Origin of the sequence: Streptomyces sp. NPDC058051 (assembly GCF_042885475.1) — a bacterium.
Classification (GTDB): domain Bacteria; phylum Actinomycetota; class Actinomycetes; order Streptomycetales; family Streptomycetaceae; genus Streptomyces.
This window is the reverse complement of record NZ_JBHVRW010000003.1, coordinates 284,318-302,466: the sequence shown is the minus strand read 5'-3', so window position 1 is coordinate 302,466 and position 18,149 is coordinate 284,318. Positions and strand designations below refer to the sequence as shown.

Here is an 18,149-nt window from a genome sequence, read left to right as displayed (position 1 = left end):
GTCCAGTCGGGACAGGCGGGAATCGTGAGGATCTTCGGGAAGGTACGGCATCGGCCCTCCGCTTCTTGGCGGCAGGCCACGGACCGCGCGTTCACGCTGATCGGCGACGGCCGGTACGAGGACGCGGGCGCGCTGCTGACGCGTGCGGCGGACCTGGAGCCCTGGCTCTCCGAGTCGTGGTTCAACCTGGCGCTGCTGCACAAGTTCCGGCATGACTGGGAACAGGCGAGAGCCGCCGGCCTGCGGGCCGTCGCGCTGCTCGACAAGGAATCCGGCGCTCCCGACTGGTGGAACGTCGGGATCGCCGCCACCGCACTGCAGGACTGGCCGCTGGCCCGCCGCGCCTGGCAGGCGTACGGCCTCAAGGTGCCGGGTGCGGGCCCGCACACCTCCGCGGCCAACAGCGAGCCGACCGGCATGGAGCTGGGCAGCGCCGCGGTGCGGCTGTCGCCGGAGGGCGAGGCCGAGGTCGTGTGGGGCCGTCGGCTCGATCCGGCGCGGATGGAAGTGCTCTCCATCCCGCTGCCGTCGTCCGGCCGCCGCTGGGGCGAGGTCGTCCTGCACGACGGCGTGCCGAACGGGGAGCGGGTCACCGCGGCCGGCCCCTCCTACCCCGTGTTCGACGAGATCGAGCTGTGGGCGCCGTCCCCGGTGCCCACCTGGGTCGTGCTGCTCGAAGCGGCCACCGAGGCGGACCGGGACGCCCTGGAGCGGCTGGCGTCCGACGCCGGGTTCGCCGCCGAGGACTGGTCGTCCTCCGTGCGGCTGCTCTGCCGGGCCTGCTCGGAGAGCCGCATGGAGAGCGACGAGGGCGACGGCGAGCATCTCGACCCGCACGACCACAGCGAGCCGGGACACCCCGGTCCGCTGGGGCACCGCACGGCCGGTGAGCTGTGGGTGCCGGAGCGCGAGTGCGGGATAGCGGCCCCGGCCGGGCTGGTGCGCGGCCTGCTGGACGGCTGGGTGGCGGACAGCCCGGACAGCCGTGAGTGGCGGGATCTCGAAGAAGTCTGCTGACCGGTGCCCGTAGGCTGTACGGGCACCGGTCGCGGTGCTCGGGTGCCCGGGCCCCGGTCCATCGGACGTCCGGGTTTCAGGTTTTGAGGAAGGCGTACGGCGGACATGGCGCAGCAGGAGACGGACGAGCAGATCAGCGTCGACGACGAGGGATTCGTCGTGGACACGGAGGACTGTGAGGCGCGCGAGACGGCACATCGCGAGCGTGGCACCTCCCGTCCGATCACGGTCGTGGGCAACCCGGTGCTGCACACGGAGTGCAAGGACGTCACCGAGTTCGACGACGAGCTGGGCCGGCTGATCGACGACATGTTCGCGAGCCAGCGGACGGCGGAGGGCGTGGGCCTGGCCGCCAACCAGGTCGGCGTCGACCTGAAGGTCTTCGTCTACGACTGCCCGGACGACGACGGCGTGCGGCACGTGGGCGCCGTCTGCAACCCGGTGCTGGAGGAGCTTCCGCCCGAGGACCGGATCCTGGACGACTCCAACGAGGGCTGCCTCTCCGTCCCCACGGCGTACGCCTCGCTGGCCCGCCCGGACTACGCGGTGGTCCGCGGCCAGGACGCCAAGGGCAACCCGATCAAGGTGCGGGGCAACGGCTACTTCGCCCGCTGCCTCCAGCACGAGACCGACCACCTGTACGGGTACCTGTACATCGACCGCCTCTCCAAGCGGGACCGCAAGGACGCGCTGCGGCAGATGGCGGAGAACACTCCGCGCTACGAGATCGTGCCGAACGACTGAGAACCTGTCGAGTGGCCTTCGGTCGGAAGGCGGACGCGGCATGGTGCGGGCGACTCCACGGCGCTCGTCACCCCGGTGGGCCCGGACTCCCTCGCAGGGAGTCCGGGCCCACCGTTCTTCGGCTCTGGGTTGATCGTCAACTGGCCTTCTCCCATGGGTAGTTGACGCGCGTCGACTCGTCCGACAAGCTCTCTCACCACATCTCTGTAGTGGTAGGGAGCCCCCACATGCTCAGACGTACCGCACGACTCCTGCTCGGCCTTGTCATGACCATGGCTTTCGCCTTGGGCGGGGCCGTGGTCACCGCCGGCACCGCGCAGGCCGACGGCTGCTACACCTGGACCCGCACGCTGTCCCCCGGCGCCACCGGCAATGACGTCGTCCAGCTCCAGATCCGGGTGGCCGGCTATCCCGGCTACAACTCGGTGCTCGCCATCGACGGTTCCTACGGGCCGGCCACCACCGCCGCCGTCAAACGCTTCCAGGCCGCCTACGGCCTCGCCGCCGACGGCATCGCGGGCCCGAACACCCAGGCCAAGCTCTACGCCCTCCAGGACAACGACTGCACCCCGGCCCACTTCACCTACGCCGAGCACAACCAGTGCAACTCGACCTGGGCGGGTGGTGCCGTCGCGGCGGGGACGGCGAAGGCCAACGCCCTGAGCACCATGTGGAAGCTGGAAGCGCTGCGGCACGCGCTCGGTGACCAGCCGATCCGGATCACCAGCGGCTTCCGGTCGACGTCCTGCAACAGCGCGGTCGGCGGCGCGTCCAACAGCCGCCATCTGTACGGGGACGCGGCCGACCTCGGCGCTGGACCGCACGCCCTGTGCACCCTCGCCAAGCAGGCCCGCTACCACGGGTTCAGGGGAATCCTCGGCCCCGGCTACCCGGGCCACAACGACCACATCCACGTCAACCAGGGCCCCAGCCACTACTGGTCGGCGCCCAACTGCGGCATCTGACGCACGAGGGCCCCGGGTGCCGGTCGGCCGGACCGGCACCCGGGGCCCTTCTCCGCGCCACGCGCGTCAGGCGGTCCTCGCCGTCAACCGCGTGGCACCCGTCGTCTGGACCGCGACGCCGTCCGCGGACCGCTCCGTCAGGCGGAGCTGCGAAATGGCGTTGCGCAGGGTCAGCGCCCCGGCGCCGGTGTCCAGCTGCCAGCGCTGTGTACGCGCCGCCGCCGAGCAGGCCCCGAGCGACAGTTCGGCCCCCACCTCCAGCGGGGCGCCCAGGTACTTCTTTCCGCGCACCGCGTCCAGGCACTGCCCGGTCTCGGCCGACCGCACCGTGTAGTACCCGTCGGCGGTGGCCGTCAGCGTCCAGGAGGCCGTGCTGCCGCGGACCAGGGACACGCCCGCGTCCGCCCCGGGGGCCAGCGCCCCGGAGCCCGCGGTCAGCCGGTACGTACCGTCGGCGAGCGGGGTGCGGTCGGTGTTCGACCAGCCCGGCGCATGACCGATCCTCCGGGCCAGTGCCTCGAATCCGGCGTACGTCTCACTCGGCTTCGGGCCGCCCCAGGTGGCCTGCGCCAGGAAGCGCAGCGGCATGAAGGTCTTCGCCTCCACCTCGTTCTCCGTCTCGGCCGCCGCACTGTCCGGCCACAGGGTGATCTTGGCGCCGGTGAGGTTCGCGGCCGGGGCGGGCAGGGTCTCGCCCTCGAAGCGCAGGGGTGTCCAGTCGCTCTCGTAGAGCGCGCGGGTGTCGGTCGTGTAGCCGCCGCGCACCAGGTAGAGCGCATAGGCGGAGTTCATGACCGGTCGGCCCTCGGCCAGCAGCGCGGACGGTTTCTGGATGGTGCCGCCGCCCAGCCAGTGTTCGACGGTGATGTCGCGGTCCAGCGGCACGACGCCGTTCCGGCCGGCCAGACCGTCGTTCCAGATCCGCAGCGACCGGCCGTCGGCCTTCACATGCGCGTTGACCTGGTTGATGAAGTCGACGAACAGGTCGTCGGGGGTCGCGCCGGCGCCGAACTTCGCCGTGGCGGCGGTCTGCAGCTGCGGATAGTCGGGGTACGAGGAGCCGAGCATGTATTCGTCGGCGCCCATGTGCCAGGTACGGGTGCCCCACGCCTCCAGCGCCTCGTCGACCATCGAGGTGTAGTACGTCAGCGCCTCGGGCCGCGAGATGTCGAGCCGGGGCGGGGAGGCGACCCCGTCGCTGTCCTTGAGCTGGAGCTCCGGGTGGTTCTCCAGATACGTGTCCATGTGGCCGGGGGAGTTGATCTCCGGCACCAGCTCGATGTGGTACTTCTCGGCCAGCGCGGCCAGCGTGCGGACCTGCGCCTTCGTGTAGTAGCCCCAGAACGCCGACGCCGGGTCGGTGTCGCTCCTGACCTTGGCCTCTATCCACAGCTGGTTGAGCTTCTGGGAGGCCATGTCCTTCATCATCCGCTCGAACCACGGGAGGGAGACGTTGATGTAGCAGGCGCACACCCCGACCCCGCGTTCACGGTATGCGGGCACATCGGTCGCCGAACCGCGCGCGGCCAGTCCGTCGTCGTTCAGCAGTTGGAGGACGGTCCGGGAACCGTAGAAGACGCCGGTGGAGGTCGCGGCGGTGACGGTGACCCGGTCGCCGACGTCGAGCCGGTAGCCCTCCGCACCCAAGGCGCCCTTCAGAGAAGGATCCTGGCGCAGCACGATGTCACCGGAGCGGGCCGACGCCCGGCCCTGCGTCACCGCCGCCTTCCCCCGCAGCTCACCGGCGAAACGGCGCGCATCGGCGGCCGTACGGCTGTCCCGTACCCCGTCCAGCACGATCCGCGCCCGGTCGGTCAGCACGAACTCGCCCTCGGCGGCCTGCCATTGCCGCAGTGTAGGCAGCACCTCGGGCGGAGGTGCGGTGGCCGAGGAGTCCTCGGCCGAGGCGCTCTGCCAGGGCAGCAGCGCGGCGGCGAGCGCAGCCACCACGGCCCCGATGGTCCTTCGTCTTGCCCTCCGCATGTCCATGCGACCGACCCTCTTCGGTCACGTGAGCCGCGGTCCATGGACAGACGTGGCGGACGGTTGGACGAATGATCGGGTATCAGGTCCGTTGCTGATCAGGCGACTTCGGAAAGGGCGTTCGGACCGCGGAAGGTACGGCGGTAGGCGTTCGGCGTGGTGCCCAGCGACCGTACGAACTGATGGCGCAGCGCGGCGGCCGTCCCGAAGCCGGTCCGCCCGGCGATCGCGTCCACCGTTTCGTCGGACGTCTCCAGCAGGTGCTGTGCCAGCAGCACCCGCTGACGGAGCAGCCAACGGTACGGAGTGGTGCCCGTCTCCTGCTGGAAGCGGCGGGCGAACGTACGCGGCGACATGTGCGCCTGTGCGGCGAGCTGTTCGACGGTCATCTCCTGGTCGAGGTGGCGCTCCATCCAGGCGAGCGTGTCGCCGACCGTGTCGCACCGGGTGTGGGGCAGCGGCCGCTTGATGTACTGCGCCTGCCCGCCGTCCCGGTGCGGCGGCACCACCATGCGGCGGGCGATCGCGTTGGCGACAGCGGGGCCGTACGCCTGCCGGACCAGATGCAGACACGCGTCGATCCCGGCCGCCGTGCCCGCCGACGTGATGACGGGGCCCTCGTCCACGTACAGCACGTCGGGTTCGACGACGGCCCGGGGGAAGCGGCGGGCCAGCTCCGAGGCGTGGCGCCAGTGCGTGGTGCAGCGCCGCCCGTCCAGCAGCCCGGCCGCGCCGAGCACGTACGCACCGGAGCAGACGCTCATCACGCGTGCGCCCCGGTCCACCGCCCGGCGCAGCGCGTCGAGGATCTCCTCCGCGTACTCCCGCCGGGCGAAGTGGCTGCCGGCCGGCACGGCGATGAGGTCGGCCTCCTCCAGACGGTCGAGGCCGTACGGCGTGGTGATGGTGAAGCCGGCGTGGGTCCGGAGCACCGGGCCCTCGGCGGAGACCACGGCGAAATCGTGCACCGGGAGGCCCTCGTCGCTGCGGTCGAGGCCGAAGACCTCACACAGCACACCTAGTTCGAAGGGATGGACCTCGTCGAGCAGCAGGGCGGCGACATTCTTCAGCATGGAACCAGTGTGGCAGTAATTCGACGCTCTATGACAGTCCTGCCACTGCCGGATTCTGTCCGCGCGGACGAGAGTAGAGCCATGAACATATTCCTGAACATCCTGGGCGTATCCGCACTTGTCGCTCTCGTTCTGCTGCCCGCCCTCGCCGGGCTCTTCAGGGAGCGCCGTATCGACCGCCAGCTGCGGGAAGCGGAACGGGAACGGGGGGACACGCCCCCGGAAAGGGCGGACGCCGCACAGCCCGTGACGGCCGCGCGGCGCCCCTACCTCAGAAGCTGGGCCAGGATCTAGAAATCGTCGTCGAAGGCGACCGAGCCCTCCACCGCCACCTGATAGGCGGACGGCCGGCGCTCGAAGAAGTTCGTCAGCTCCTGAACGCCCTGCAGCTCCATGAACGAGAACGGGTTCTCGGAGCCGTACACCGCCGGGAAGCCCAGCCGGGTGAGCCGCTGGTCGGCCACGCACTCCAGGTACTGGCGCATGGACTCGGTGTTCATGCCCGGCAGGCCGTCACCGCACAGATCGCGGCCGAACTGCAACTCCGCCGCGACGGCCTCCTTCAGCATGTCGGTGACCTGCTGCCGCAGTTCGTCGTCGAAGAGGTCCGGCTCCTCCTTGCGGACGGTGTCCACGACCTCGAACGCGAAGTTCATGTGCATCGTCTCGTCACGGAACACCCAGTTGGTGCCCGTGGCGAGACCGTGCAGCAGGCCCCGCGAGCGGAACCAGTAGACGTACGCGAACGCGCCGTAGAAGAACAGCCCCTCGATGCACGCCGCGAAGCAGATCAGGTTCAGCAGGAAGCGCCGCCGGTCGGACCTGCTCTCCAGCCGGTCCATCTTCTCGACCGAGTCCATCCACCTGAAGCAGAACTCGGCCTTCTCGCGGATCGACGGAATGTTCTCGACCGCCGCGAACGCCGCTGTCCGGTCGTCCGGGTCGGGCAGGTAGGTGTCGAGCAGCGTCAGATAGAACTGGACGTGCACGGCCTCCTCGAACAGCTGACGGCTCAGGTACAGCCGCGCCTCGGGGGAGTTGATGTGCTTGTAGAGCGTGAGGACGAGGTTGTTCGCGACGATCGAGTCACCCGTCGCGAAGAACGCGACGAGCCGCCCGATCATGTGCTGCTCACCCGGCGAGAGCTTCGCGAGGTCGGCGACGTCCGAGTGGAGATCGACCTCCTCGACGGTCCAGGTGTTCTTGATCGCGTCGCGGTAGCGCTCGTAGAAGTCCGGGTAGCGCATGGGCCGCAGGGTCAGTTCGAAGCCCGGGTCGAGCAGGTTCTTCTCGGTCTTTCCGGTGGAGCTCATTACTGGCAGGCCTCGCAGGACTCGGGGTTTTCGAGGGAGCAGGCGATCGCGTCGGCGTCAGCCATCGGCGCCTGCTGTACGGGAACGGGAATGGGGGCGGTGGCGGGAACGGGGGCGGTGGCCGCGGTCCGGCCGGGGGCGGCGCGGGCGATCCGGGTCGCCGGGCGGGAACGCAGGTAGTACGTCGTCTTCAGCCCCCGCTTCCAGGCGTACGCGTACATCGAGGAGAGCTTGCCGATGGTCGGCGTCTCCATGAAGAGGTTCAGCGACTGGCTCTGGTCGAGGAACGGCGTACGGGCCGCCGCCATGTCGATCAGACCGCGCTGGGGGATCTCCCACGCCGTGCGGTACAGCGCCCGCACGTCCTCGGGGATCCAGGCGAAGCCCTGGACGGAGCCGCTCGCCTCGCGCAGCGCCTCACGCGTCCGCGCGTCCCACACGCCCAGCTGCTTCAGCTCCTTCACCAGATATGCGTTGACCTGGAGGAACTCACCGCTGAGCGTCTCGCGCTTGAAGAGGTTGGACACCTGCGGTTCGACGCACTCGTACACACCCGCGATCGAGGCGATCGTCGCTGTCGGCGCGATGGCGAGCAGCAGCGAGTTGCGCATCCCGATCCTCGCGATCCGGGCACGCAGCGCGTCCCACCGCTCCGGCCAGTTCGGCTCGGTGTCGTAGTGGTCGGGGTGCAGCACACCGCGGGCGGCGCGCGTCTCGGACCAGGCGGGCAGCGGACCGGACCGCTCGGCCAGCTCGCAGGACGCCTCGTAGGCGGCGAGCATGATCCGTTCGGAGATCTTCGTGGAGAGCGCGCGGGCCTCGGGGGAGTCGAACGGCAGGCGGAGCTGGAAGAAGACGTCCTGCAGGCCCATCGCGCCCAGGCCGACGGGGCGCCACCGGGCGTTCGAGCGGCCGGCCTGCTCCGTCGGGTAGAAGTTGATGTCGACGACGCGGTCGAGGAAGGTCACGGCGGTGCGGACGGTGGCGTCCAGCCGCTCCCAGTCGAGCGAGCCGCCGGCGACGAACGCGCCGAGGTTGACGGAACCCAGGTTGCAGACGGCCGTCTCGCCGTCGTCGGTGACTTCGAGGATCTCGGTGCACAGGTTCGACGAGTGGACGACGCGGCCCGGCTCGGCGGTCTGGTTCGCGGTCCGGTTGGAGGCGTCCTTGAAGGTCATCCAGCCCTGACCGGTCTGCGCGAGGGTGCGCATCATGCGGCCGTACAGCTCACGGGCGGGCAGCGACTTGAGGGCCAGCCCCTCGGCCTCGGCGGCCCGGTACGCGGTGTCGAACGCGTCTCCCCACAGGTCGACCAGTTCGGGCACATCGGCGGGCGAGAACAGCGACCAGTCGCCGTCCGCGTCGACCCGGCGCATGAACTCGTCCGGGATCCAGTGCGCCAGGTTGAGATTGTGCGTACGCCGCTGGTCCTCACCCGTGTTGTCGCGCAGCTCCAGGAACTCCTCGATGTCCGCGTGCCAGGTCTCCAGGTAGACGGCGGCGGCGCCCTTGCGGCGGCCACCCTGGTTGACGGCGGCCACGGAGGCGTCGAGCGTCTTCAGGAACGGCACGATGCCGTTGGAGTGCCCGTTGGTGCCGCGGATCAGCGAACCGCGGGCGCGGATCCGGGAGTACGAGAGGCCGATACCGCCCGCGTGCTTCGAGAGCCGCGCCACCTGGTGGTAACGGTCGTAGATCGAGTCGAGTTCGTCGAGCGGGGAGTCCAGCAGGTAGCAGGAGGACATCTGCGGGTGCCGGGTGCCGGAGTTGAACAGGGTCGGGGAGGACGGCAGGTAGTCGAGCCGGCTCATCAGCCCGTACAGCGACGCGACGTCGTCCAGGGCCTGCTCCGACTCGTTCTCGGCGAGCCCGGAGGCGACGCGCAGCATGAAGTGCTGCGGCGTCTCGACGACCTGGCGGGTGTGCGGGTGGCGCAGCAGATAGCGGCTGTACAGGGTCCGCAGCCCGAAGTAGCCGAACCGGTCGTCGGCGCCGTCGGCGAGCGAACGCTCCACCAGGGCGTCGAGCGCGGCAGCGTGCCGTGCGACGAACGCGGCGGTACGGTCCGCGATCAGGCCCTGGCGGTGCCCGACGGCGACGGAGGCGGAGAAGGAGACCGCGCCCTGGCCGGACGCCTCGTCCGCGATGGTGCGGGTCAACAGCCTGGCGGCGAGCCGGGAGTAGGCGGGGTCCTCGGAGATCAGCCCCGCGGCGGACTCCGTGGCCAGCGAGCGCAACTCGGCCTCGTCCGACCGGGCGTTGCGGCCGCGCAGCGCGGCGGCGGCGACGCGGCCGGGGTCGGTGTCGGGCAGATCGGCGGTGAGGTCCGTCAGGGTCCGCAGCAGCGCGGTCCCCGGACCGTCGTGTGCGGTTGCCTCGGACTCGGCCGCTTCGGACACGGCGACTGAAGCCGGATCGGCTGGCGCGATGGTCACGTGGTGCTCTCCCTCGCTCGGCTCGGGGCCGGCGGGGGAACGGGGTCGCCGGGACGGCGGCAGGCCCGGTTCGGGGCAGCACTCCGTCACGGCGTCCGCCGGCCCATCCGCGAGGCCCGGACGTCTGGCATCCGGTTCGGTCGAGCCGGATGCGCCGTCGGCAGGTCCTCGGACTTCCTGAGGGTGCGCAAAAGCACACCGGGTACACCGTTGCGGGACAGTTCCGGATTCGCACCGGATTCCCCTGCGGCGACAGCGAGCATGAGCATACATGTGGGGGCCGCTGGATGGAGCAGCCCCCACATGTTGTGTCACGTCATCCGGGATGGGGCGGCAGGCAGGGCCGGTGGAACGAGCCGTGCGACCGGATGGGGCGGCAGGCAGGGGCGGTGGAACGAGCCGTGCGACCGGATGGGGCGGCAGGAAGGGCCGGTGGAACGAGCCGTGCACCCTCCCGGATGTCCCCGGATACGACGGACGGCCCGTCGCGCCCCCTGTGGGAGGGGTGCGACGGGCCGTCGACGCGGTCCGGGTGGCGGCTGTCAGTGGCCGCTGCCCGGAGCTCCTGCCGTGGCCGGCGGGAGCTCCACCTGGACGCCCTTGTCGCCCGCGTCGGCCGTGTAGTCGGCCGGGGAGGTCTCGTCCACCCCGGCGGGCGCCTTCAGGGCGTTCAGGACGAAGGTGAGGGCCACCGTCACCACCACGTTCAGTACGAACGCGGTCAGGCCGATGTAGCCGATCTCGTCGATGCCCGGGATCTTCTTCGACGAGCCGCCGAAATGCTCCTGGGTCGGACTATGGATGCCGTACGCGGCCACCGTCCCGTACACCATGCCGACCGCCCAGCCCGCGAGCAGTGCCCAGCGGTGGAACCAGCGGGTGAACAGGCCGCCGACCAGGGCCGGCATCGTCTGGAGGATCCAGATCCCGCCGAGCAGCTGGAAGTTGATCGCGACCGTCTTGTCCATGGTGAGGACGAAGGCGAGCGCGCCCACCTTCACCAGCAGCGACACCAGCTTGGAGACCTTGGTCTCCTGCTCCGGGGTCGCGTCCGGCTTCAGGAAGTCCTTGTAGATGTTGCGGGTGAAGAGATTCGCCGCGGCGATCGACATGATCGCCGCGGGCACCAGCGCGCCGATGCCGATGGCCGCGAACGCGACGCCCGCGAACCAGTCCGGGAACATGGTCTCGAACAGCTGCGGAATGGCCAACTGCCCGTTCTCCACCTTGATTCCGGCGGCGATCGCCATGAACCCGAGCAGGGCCAGCAGGCCGAGCATCAGCGAGTACAGCGGCAGGATCGTGGTGTTGCGCCGGATCACGTTGCGGCTACGGCTGGAGAGCGTCGCCGTGATCGAGTGCGGATACATGAAGAGGGCCAGGGCCGAACCCAACGCCAGGGTGGCGTAACCCCATTGGCCCGCCTCGCCCGGTGCGAGGGCACCGCGTGGCGCGCCGGTGTCCGGATTCTTCTGCGCGAACGCCTCGCCGGCCTTGGCGAAGATGTCGTCGAAGCCACCGAGCTTGATCGGGATGTAGATGATCGCCACCGTGATGACCAGGTAGATCAGTCCGTCCTTGACGAACGCGATCAGCGCGGGTGCCCGCAGCCCGGACGAGTAGGTGTACGCGGCGAGCACCGCGAACGCGATCAGCAGCGGCAGGTCCTTGATGAACCAGTGGGTGTTCTCGCCACCGCCGACGCCCATCACGTCCAGCACCGCCTGGATGCCGACGAGTTGGAGCGCGATGTACGGCATCGTGGCGAGGATGCCGGTGATGGCGACCGCCAGCGAGAGCCCCTTCGAACCGAAGCGCCCCCGGACGAAGTCCGAGGTGGTCACGTACCCGTGCTTGTGCGAGACCGACCACAGCCGCGGCAGGAAGGTGAAGATCAGCGGGTACACGAGGATCGTGTAGGGCACCGCGAAGAAGCCGGCCGCGCCCGCCGCGTAGATCGCCGCGGGAACGGCGACGAAGGTATACGCGGTGTACAGGTCGCCGCCGAGCAGGAACCAGGTGACCCAGGTTCCGAACGACCGTCCGCCCAGGCCCCATTCGTCGAGGCTCGCCTCGTTCTCGGCCTTCCGCCAGCGCGCCGCCAGGAAGCCCATGACCGTGACGGCCACGAAGAAGAAGATGAAGACGCCGAGAGCGACGCCGTTCACGCCGTCCTTCATGCCGACGCACCCCCCTTGCGGGCGCGCTGGTCACGCTGCCACAGCTTGTACGCGGTCATCGTGAGTGCGGTGGAGATCAGCACCCAGAGCATCTGGTACCAGTAGAAGAAAGGGATTCCGATGAAGGTCGGATCCACCTTGGCGTAGGAACTCACCCAGAGCATCGCCACGAACGGCGCGACGAGGCAGAGGGCGATGACGACGCGCACGGGCGTGATGACGGGTGGTTTTCCTTCTGGATCTGCCGGCATACGGTGACTCCGTCCCCTCGCTGATCACCTGGTGTAATGCGCAGGAAATCTAGGGGAGGTTCCCGTTCAGCGTCACCCCCTGTCCGTATTGCGTTCCGGAAACGGTCCTGTGGTGGGTGCGTATGTTCGGAATGTCGTCAGCCGTGCGGACTCCGGTCCGTACCGGGGCATGCGAACGGCCCCCGTGGGGAAGATCCCACGAGGGCCGCGACGGTCGTGCGGAGAGGGGCCGGGCAGGGCCGGCCGCCGCGCCGTGGCTCAGTCCGTCGGCCGCTTCAGGCGTGCCACGAACTTGTACCGGTCGCCCCGGTAGACCGACCGCACCCACTCCACCGGCTCGCCCCGCCCGTCGAGCGAGTGCCGGGACAGCATCAGCATCGGCAGGCCCACATCCGTACCGAGCAGAGCGGCCTCGCGCGGGGTGGCGAGCGAGGTCTCGATGGTCTCCTCGGCCTCGGCCAGCCGGACGTCGTACACCTCCGCCAGGGCGGTGTAGAGCGAGGTGTACTTCACCAGCGACCGGCGCAGCGCCGGGAAGCGTTTGGCCGAAAGGTGCGTGGTCTCGATCGCCATCGGCTCCCCGCTGGCGAGCCGCAGCCGCTCGATCCGCAGCACCCGCCCGCCGGCCGTGATGTCGAGCAGCCCGGCGAGGGTGTCGTCCGCCGTGACGTAACCGATGTCCAGCAACTGGGACGTCGGTTCCAGTCCCTGGGCGCGCATGTCCTCGGTGTACGAGGTCAGTTGCAGGGCCTGCGAGACCTTCGGCTTGGCGACGAAGGTGCCCTTGCCCTGGATGCGCTCCAGCCGGCCCTCGACGACCAGCTCCTGGAGCGCCTGGCGCACGGTCGTGCGCGAGGTGTCGAAATCGGCGGCCAGGGTCCGCTCGGGCGGCACCGGGGTGCCCGGGGGCATGGTGTCCGTCATGTCGAGGAGGTGCCGCTTCAGCCGGTAGTACTTCGGGACGCGCGCCGTCCGCGTGGCCGTGCCCGACTCGTTCCCCGTGCTGCCCCCGTCGGCGCTCATGGCCCGCCTTCCCGACGCTTGCGTTGCTGCCGTCACCGGCTCCTCCGTCTGTCGCGTTCACATGGTGGCACGGTCCGGCCACGGCTCGTCGCCCTCCCTTAGGTGTCGGTCCTATAACGGACGCGAGTGCACTTCTTATACACCCTTGACACCCCTAAAGGTCTAGGCCAAGCTCCCGGTACTGGTCTAAACCATTAAAGACCAGGTCCAGCCCCAGCAGTACTCGTCGAATGTCTTCGCGGTGGGCGGGGTTGCAGTATCCCTGAGGAGGGTTTGGCGTGAAGCGCAAGCTCATCGCGGCGGTCGGCGTCGCGGGCATGATGATCGGCCTTGCGGCGTGCGGGTCGGACGACGGCGGCAGCGACAGTAGCAAGAAGACGGGTCCGGACAGCTACAAGGGTGAGACCCTCACGGTCTGGGCCATGGACGGCTCCACGCCTCCCGGCTGGACCAAGGACCTCACCGCGGCCTTCGAGAAGAAGACCGGCGCCACGCTGAAGTTCGAGACCCAGAAGTGGGACGGCATCCAGCAGAAGATCACCACCGCGCTCTCCGAGTCGACCCCGCCGGACGTCATCGAGGTCGGCAACACCCAGACCCCCGCCTACGCGGCCACCGGTGGCCTCTCCGACCTCAGCGACCTCAAGAAGGAGATCGGCGGCGACTGGACCGAGTCCCTCAACGAGTCCTCGGTCTTCGACGGCAAGCAGTACGCGGCCCCGTGGTACTTCGCCAACCGTGTCGTCATCTACAACAAGAAGGTCTGGTCCGACGCCGGCATCACGGACACCCCGAAGACGCGTGACGAGTTCTTCAAGGACCTCGACGCCATCAAGAAGAAGGGCAAGGCCGAGCCGATCTACCTGCCCGGCCAGAACTGGTACTTCTTCGACGGTCTGACCATCGGCCAGGGTGCCGACCTGGTGAAGAAGGAAGGCGACAAGTACGTCTCCAACCTCTCCGACCCCAAGGTCACCGCGGCCATGGAGCTCTACAAGAAGTACCAGTCCTACTCCAAGGCCCCCAAGGACAAGGACGAGGCCACCCCGCAGCAGGCCGAGGTCTTCGCCAAGGGCAACGTCGGTGCCTTCATCGGCATGGGCTGGGAGGCCGGTACGGCCATCGCCGCCAACAAGGCGATCGAGGGCGACATCGGCTACTTCACCATCCCGGGTGAGACCGCCGAGAAGCCCGAGGGCGTCTTCCTCGGTGGCTCCAACTTCGCGGTCGCCGCGGGCAGCAAGAAGCAGGACCTCGCCAAGGAGTTCCTGAAGCTCTCCCTGTCCGACCAGTTCGAGGGCCAGCTGGCCAAGGAGAACGGCGTCATCCCGAACAAGGAGTCGCTCAACTCCAACCTGACCGGCAACGGCGCCGCCGAGGCCGCCGCCCCGGCCGCCACCGCCGGTGGCACCACCCCGCTCATCCCCGAGTGGGCCGCAGTCGAGAACGCGCCGAACCCGATCAAGAGCTACATGACCGCGGTTCTGAACGGCAAGAGCCCCGAGGACGCCGCCAAGGCGGTCGAGGCCGAGATCAACAAGCGTCTCTCGCAGAAGAGCTGATCGCACGCGCCGGGGGGCGGGCACCGACCGCCCCCCGGCGCACCCGCGTGTCTTGAATGTGTACGGCCCAAGAAGAGATGGCGAGCATGTCAGTGCAGACCGAACAAGTGGACTCGGTCCCGGCAGCCGGTGTCCGCAAGGATGACGCGCCTCCCGGCGGCCCAGCCGCTTCGCGAAAGAAGCGGGGCGGAGGCTCGGCCCCGTACCTGCTCCTCGTGCCCGCGCTGCTCGCCACGGCGCTGCTGCTGGGCTACCCCCTGGTCAAGAACGGCATGCTGTCGTTCCAGAACCTCAACCCGCGCCAGCTGATCCAACACCTGACCGAGTGGAACGGCGTCGACAACTACAAGGAAGTCCTCGGCGGTTCGGACTTCTGGAAGGTCGTCGAGCGGTCGGTCTTCTTCACCGCCGCCAACGTCGTCCTGATCATGCTGCTCGGCACGCTGGTCGGCCTGCTGCTCGCCCGCCTCGGCAAGAAGATGCGTCTGCTGCTCATGCTGGGCCTCGTGCTCGCCTGGGCCATGCCGATCATCGCCGCGACCACGGTGTACCAGTGGCTGTTCGCCCAGCGCTTCGGTGTCGTCAACTACGTGCTCGACAGCCTCGGCTGGCACTCGATGGCCGACTACAACTGGACGAGCAGCCAGTTCTCCACCTTCTCGCTGGTCACTCTGCTGATCGTCTGGCAGTCCATCCCGTTCGTGGCGATCAACCTGTACGCCGCGTCCACGACGATCCCCAAGGAACTGTACGAGGCCGCCTCGCTCGACGGCGCCGGGACCTGGCAGAGCTTCACCTCGGTGACGCTCCCGTTCCTCAAGCCGTTCCTGCTGGCCACGACGTTCCTCGAAGTCATCTGGGTCTTCAAGTCCTTCGCCCAGCTCTTCGCGATCAACGGTGGCGGCCCCGACCGGCTCACCGAGACCCTGCCCGTCTACGCCTTCGTCGAAGGTGTCGGCAACCAGCACTTCGGCATGGGTGCCGCCATCTCGTTCCTGACGATCATTGTCCTGCTGGTGTTGACCGGTTACTACCTGCGCACGGTACTGAAGCAAGAGGAGGACGAGCTGTGAGGCGCTCACTGTTCGGCCGGATCTGGCCCAACGCGACGGCTGTCGTCCTCTTCATAGGCTTCGCCTTCCCCGTCTACTGGATGTTCAGCACGGCGTTCAAGCCGACCGGCGACATCATCACCGACACCCCGGTGTGGTTCCCCACCGACATCACCTTCGAGCACTTCAAGAAGGCCGTCCGGGCGGACCACTTCTGGACCCTGGTGGCCAACTCGCTCACCGTCACCCTGGTCTCCGTGCTCGCCTCACTCGTGATCGCGCTGCTGGCGTCCTTCGCGATGGCGCGCATGCGCTTCAAGGGCCGGCGGGGCATCCTGCTGACCTTCATGGTCGCGCAGATGGCGCCCTGGGAAGTCATGGTCATCGCCGTCTACATGCTGGTCCGCGACGCGGACATGCTGAACAGCCTGGTCCCGCTGACCGCCTTCTACATGATGATGGTCCTGCCCTTCACCATCCTGACGCTGCGCGGCTACGTCGCCGCTGTGCCCAAGGAGCTGGAGGAGTCGGCCATGGTCGACGGCTGCACCCGCCCCCAGGCCTTCATGAAGGTGATCCTCCCGCTGCTCGGCCCGGGTCTGATGGCGACCTCGCTCTTCGGCTTCATCACCGCCTGGAACGAATTCCCGCTGGTCCTCATCCTCAACAAGGACATCGAGTCCCAGACCCTGCCGCTCTGGCTCTCCCAGTTCCAGACCGCTTTCGGTGACGACTGGGGCGCGACCATGGCCGCCTCCTCGCTCTTCGCGATCCCGATCCTGGTCCTCTTCATCTACCTGCAGCGCAAGGCCGTCAGCGGCCTCACCGACGGCGCCGTGAAGGGATAACACCGCTCCATGACCACCCTGATATCCACCACGGACACCGTCACCCGCGACGCCCTCGCCGTCCTGCAGCCCGGGTTCACCGGCACCACCGCACCGGACTGGGTGCTGCGCCGCGTCGACGAGGGCCTCGCCTCCGTCGCCCTGTTCGGCCGCAACATCCGGACGCCGGAGCAGGTCGCCGCGCTCACCGCCCAGCTCAGGGCCGGGCGCGACGACCTCCTCGTCGCGATCGACGAGGAGGGCGGTGACGTCACCCGCCTGGAGGTGCGCACCGGCTCCTCCTTCCCCGGCAACCTCGCGCTCGGCCACGTCGACGACGTGGCGCTGACCCGCGAGGTCGCCCAGGAACTGGGCCGCCGGCTCGCCGAGTGCGGCGTCAACCTCAACTGGGCGCCGTCCGCCGACGTCAACTCCAACCCCGGCAACCCGATCATCGGCGTACGGTCCTTCGGCGCCGACCCCGGGCTCGTGGCCCGGCACACCGCCGCGTACATCGAAGGTCTCCAGGCCGCCGGAGTCGCCGCCTGCACCAAGCACTTCCCCGGGCACGGCGACACCGCGATCGACTCGCACCACGCGATGCCGCGCATCGACGTGGACCTGGAGACGCTGCACGCCCGCGAACTGGTGCCGTTCAGGGCCGCCATCGCCGCGGGTTCCCAGTGCGTGATGAGCGCCCACATCCTGCTGCCCGCACTCGACCCCGACCGCCCCGCGACGGTGAGCCCGCAGATCCTCACCGGTCTGCTGCGCGAGGAACTGGGATACGACGGCCTGATCGTCACCGACGCCGTGGAGATGCAGGCCATCGCCGGGACGTACGGCATCGAGCGCGGCTCCGTCCTCGCGATCGCCGCAGGGGCCGACGCGCTCTGCGTCGGTGGCGGGCTGGAGGACGACGGCACGGTGCAGCGGCTGCGCGACGCGCTCGTCACGGCGGTGCGCAGCGGTGAGCTCGCCGAGGAGCGGCTCGCGGACGCGGCCGCACGGGTACGCGCCCTCGCGTCCTGGACGCAGAGGGCCAAGGGGGCCGGTTCGGAGCCGGGCACGGCAGCGCAGGAGGGGACCGCGCCCGGCACCGGAGTCGGTTCCGACATCGGCCTGGTCGCCGCCCGCCGCGCGGTGAAGGCGACCGGCTCCGCCGAGCCGCTGACCGAGCCCGCCTACGTCGCCGCGTTCACGTCCGCGTCGAACATCGCGGTCGGCGACGAGACCCCCTGGGGCGTCGGGGCGGAGCTGGGCCGGCTGCTGCCGGGAACGGAGACCGGCACGTACAGCGGCGAGACCGAGGCACCCGCGGCCGCCGTGCTGCGGGCCGCGGGGGAGCGGCGCATCGTCGTCGTCGTCCGCGACGTCCACCGGCACGCCTGGATGTCCGAAGCCCTCGACACCCTGGTGGCGCAGCGTCCCGACACGGTCGTCGTCGAAATGGGCGTCCCGCAGGCGGCCCCCACGGGCGCCCTGCACATCGCCACCCACGGAGCGGCCCGCGTCTGCGGCCTGGCGGCCGCGGAGATCATCGCCAGGGGCACGGACGGCCCCCGGGCCTGACGAGCGGCGCGTGATCCGGCCCGCAGGGTCGCCTCACGCCCGGACCGGCCTGTCCGGCGCGTGAGGACGAGCGCCCGCAGGACGTGTGACGACAGGGCACGCGAGGGCGGACGAGAGGGCCGGGGCACCCGACGGGTGCCCCGGCCCTCTTC

The 18,149-nt window shown here is 69.5% G+C and carries 15 protein-coding genes and 1 riboswitch; of the genes, 8 read left to right on the top strand and 7 right to left on the bottom strand.

What is annotated here, in order from left to right; genetic code table 11:
• Positions 1-24: 24 nt before the first annotated feature.
• The 3 genes from ACFVUT_RS06970 to ACFVUT_RS06960 all read left to right on the top strand — a co-directional run bounded on the left by ACFVUT_RS06970 (position 25) and on the right by ACFVUT_RS06960 (position 2,726).
• Positions 25-1,017, top strand: a complete 993-nt coding sequence (locus tag ACFVUT_RS06970; protein WP_389644146.1) for a tetratricopeptide repeat protein — start codon at positions 25-27, stop codon at positions 1,015-1,017.
• A 105-nt stretch (positions 1,018-1,122) separates the two neighbouring features.
• On the top strand, positions 1,123-1,761 hold the full coding sequence (gene def / locus ACFVUT_RS06965) for a peptide deformylase (RefSeq protein WP_389644149.1): 639 nt from the start codon (positions 1,123-1,125) through the stop codon (positions 1,759-1,761).
• Positions 1,762-1,988: 227 nt separating this feature from the next.
• Positions 1,989-2,726: a D-Ala-D-Ala carboxypeptidase family metallohydrolase gene (locus tag ACFVUT_RS06960; protein WP_389644152.1), complete on the top strand. Its 738-nt coding sequence runs from the start codon at positions 1,989-1,991 to the stop codon at positions 2,724-2,726.
• A gap of 66 nt (positions 2,727-2,792) precedes the next feature.
• Here the strand turns inward: ACFVUT_RS06960 and ACFVUT_RS06955 are convergent, their stop codons facing one another.
• Positions 2,793-4,676 (bottom strand): family 20 glycosylhydrolase, encoded by a 1,884-nt coding sequence (locus ACFVUT_RS06955; RefSeq protein WP_389644155.1) that lies wholly within the window; start codon positions 4,674-4,676, stop codon positions 2,793-2,795.
• A gap of 131 nt (positions 4,677-4,807) precedes the next feature.
• Positions 4,808-5,782: a GlxA family transcriptional regulator gene (locus ACFVUT_RS06950; RefSeq protein ID WP_389644158.1), complete on the bottom strand. Its 975-nt coding sequence runs from the start codon at positions 5,780-5,782 to the stop codon at positions 4,808-4,810.
• A gap of 81 nt (positions 5,783-5,863) precedes the next feature.
• On the opposite strand from ACFVUT_RS06950, the gene ACFVUT_RS06945 reads away from it, so the two are divergent.
• Entirely contained in the window at positions 5,864-6,076 is a 213-nt protein-coding gene (locus ACFVUT_RS06945; protein WP_389644161.1) for a hypothetical protein, read from the top strand.
• Here ACFVUT_RS06945 and ACFVUT_RS06940 read toward each other — a convergent pair.
• The 5 genes from ACFVUT_RS06940 to ACFVUT_RS06920 all read right to left on the bottom strand — a co-directional run bounded on the left by ACFVUT_RS06940 (position 6,073) and on the right by ACFVUT_RS06920 (position 12,984).
• Positions 6,073-7,095, bottom strand: coding sequence for a ribonucleotide-diphosphate reductase subunit beta (locus tag ACFVUT_RS06940; protein ID WP_389644164.1), 1,023 nt, complete (start codon positions 7,093-7,095; stop codon positions 6,073-6,075). The genes ACFVUT_RS06945 and ACFVUT_RS06940 overlap by 4 nt on opposite strands.
• Complete coding sequence (locus ACFVUT_RS06935; RefSeq protein WP_389644167.1) at positions 7,095-9,530, bottom strand: ribonucleoside-diphosphate reductase subunit alpha; 2,436 nt, start codon at positions 9,528-9,530, stop codon at positions 7,095-7,097. The genes ACFVUT_RS06940 and ACFVUT_RS06935 overlap by 1 nt, the downstream gene beginning before the upstream one ends.
• A 141-nt stretch (positions 9,531-9,671) precedes the next feature.
• A riboswitch (cobalamin riboswitch) is annotated at positions 9,672-9,806 on the bottom strand.
• Positions 9,807-10,072: 266 nt separating this feature from the next.
• The gene (gene mctP, locus ACFVUT_RS06930) at positions 10,073-11,710 is read right to left on the bottom strand and encodes a monocarboxylate uptake permease MctP (protein ID WP_389644170.1); all 1,638 of its coding nucleotides are present in this window, start codon (positions 11,708-11,710) and stop codon (positions 10,073-10,075) included.
• Complete coding sequence (locus tag ACFVUT_RS06925; protein ID WP_389644173.1) at positions 11,707-11,961, bottom strand: DUF3311 domain-containing protein; 255 nt, start codon at positions 11,959-11,961, stop codon at positions 11,707-11,709. Before ACFVUT_RS06925 ends, mctP begins: the two co-directional genes overlap by 4 nt.
• A gap of 258 nt (positions 11,962-12,219) precedes the next feature.
• Positions 12,220-12,984, bottom strand: coding sequence for a GntR family transcriptional regulator (locus ACFVUT_RS06920; RefSeq protein ID WP_389644176.1), 765 nt, complete (start codon positions 12,982-12,984; stop codon positions 12,220-12,222).
• 278 nt (positions 12,985-13,262) lie between these two features.
• On the opposite strand from ACFVUT_RS06920, the gene ACFVUT_RS06915 reads away from it, so the two are divergent.
• The 4 genes from ACFVUT_RS06915 to ACFVUT_RS06900 all read left to right on the top strand — a co-directional run bounded on the left by ACFVUT_RS06915 (position 13,263) and on the right by ACFVUT_RS06900 (position 17,997).
• Positions 13,263-14,546, top strand: a complete 1,284-nt coding sequence (locus ACFVUT_RS06915; RefSeq protein ID WP_389644179.1) for an extracellular solute-binding protein — start codon at positions 13,263-13,265, stop codon at positions 14,544-14,546.
• Between the two features lie 86 nt (positions 14,547-14,632).
• Positions 14,633-15,619 (top strand): carbohydrate ABC transporter permease, encoded by a 987-nt coding sequence (locus tag ACFVUT_RS06910; RefSeq protein ID WP_389644182.1) that lies wholly within the window; start codon positions 14,633-14,635, stop codon positions 15,617-15,619.
• The gene (locus ACFVUT_RS06905) at positions 15,616-16,446 is read left to right on the top strand and encodes a carbohydrate ABC transporter permease (RefSeq protein ID WP_389644185.1); all 831 of its coding nucleotides are present in this window, start codon (positions 15,616-15,618) and stop codon (positions 16,444-16,446) included. Before ACFVUT_RS06910 ends, ACFVUT_RS06905 begins: the two co-directional genes overlap by 4 nt.
• A 9-nt stretch (positions 16,447-16,455) precedes the next feature.
• Positions 16,456-17,997: a glycoside hydrolase family 3 protein gene (locus ACFVUT_RS06900; RefSeq protein WP_389644188.1), complete on the top strand. Its 1,542-nt coding sequence runs from the start codon at positions 16,456-16,458 to the stop codon at positions 17,995-17,997.
• Positions 17,998-18,149 lie beyond the last annotated feature (152 nt).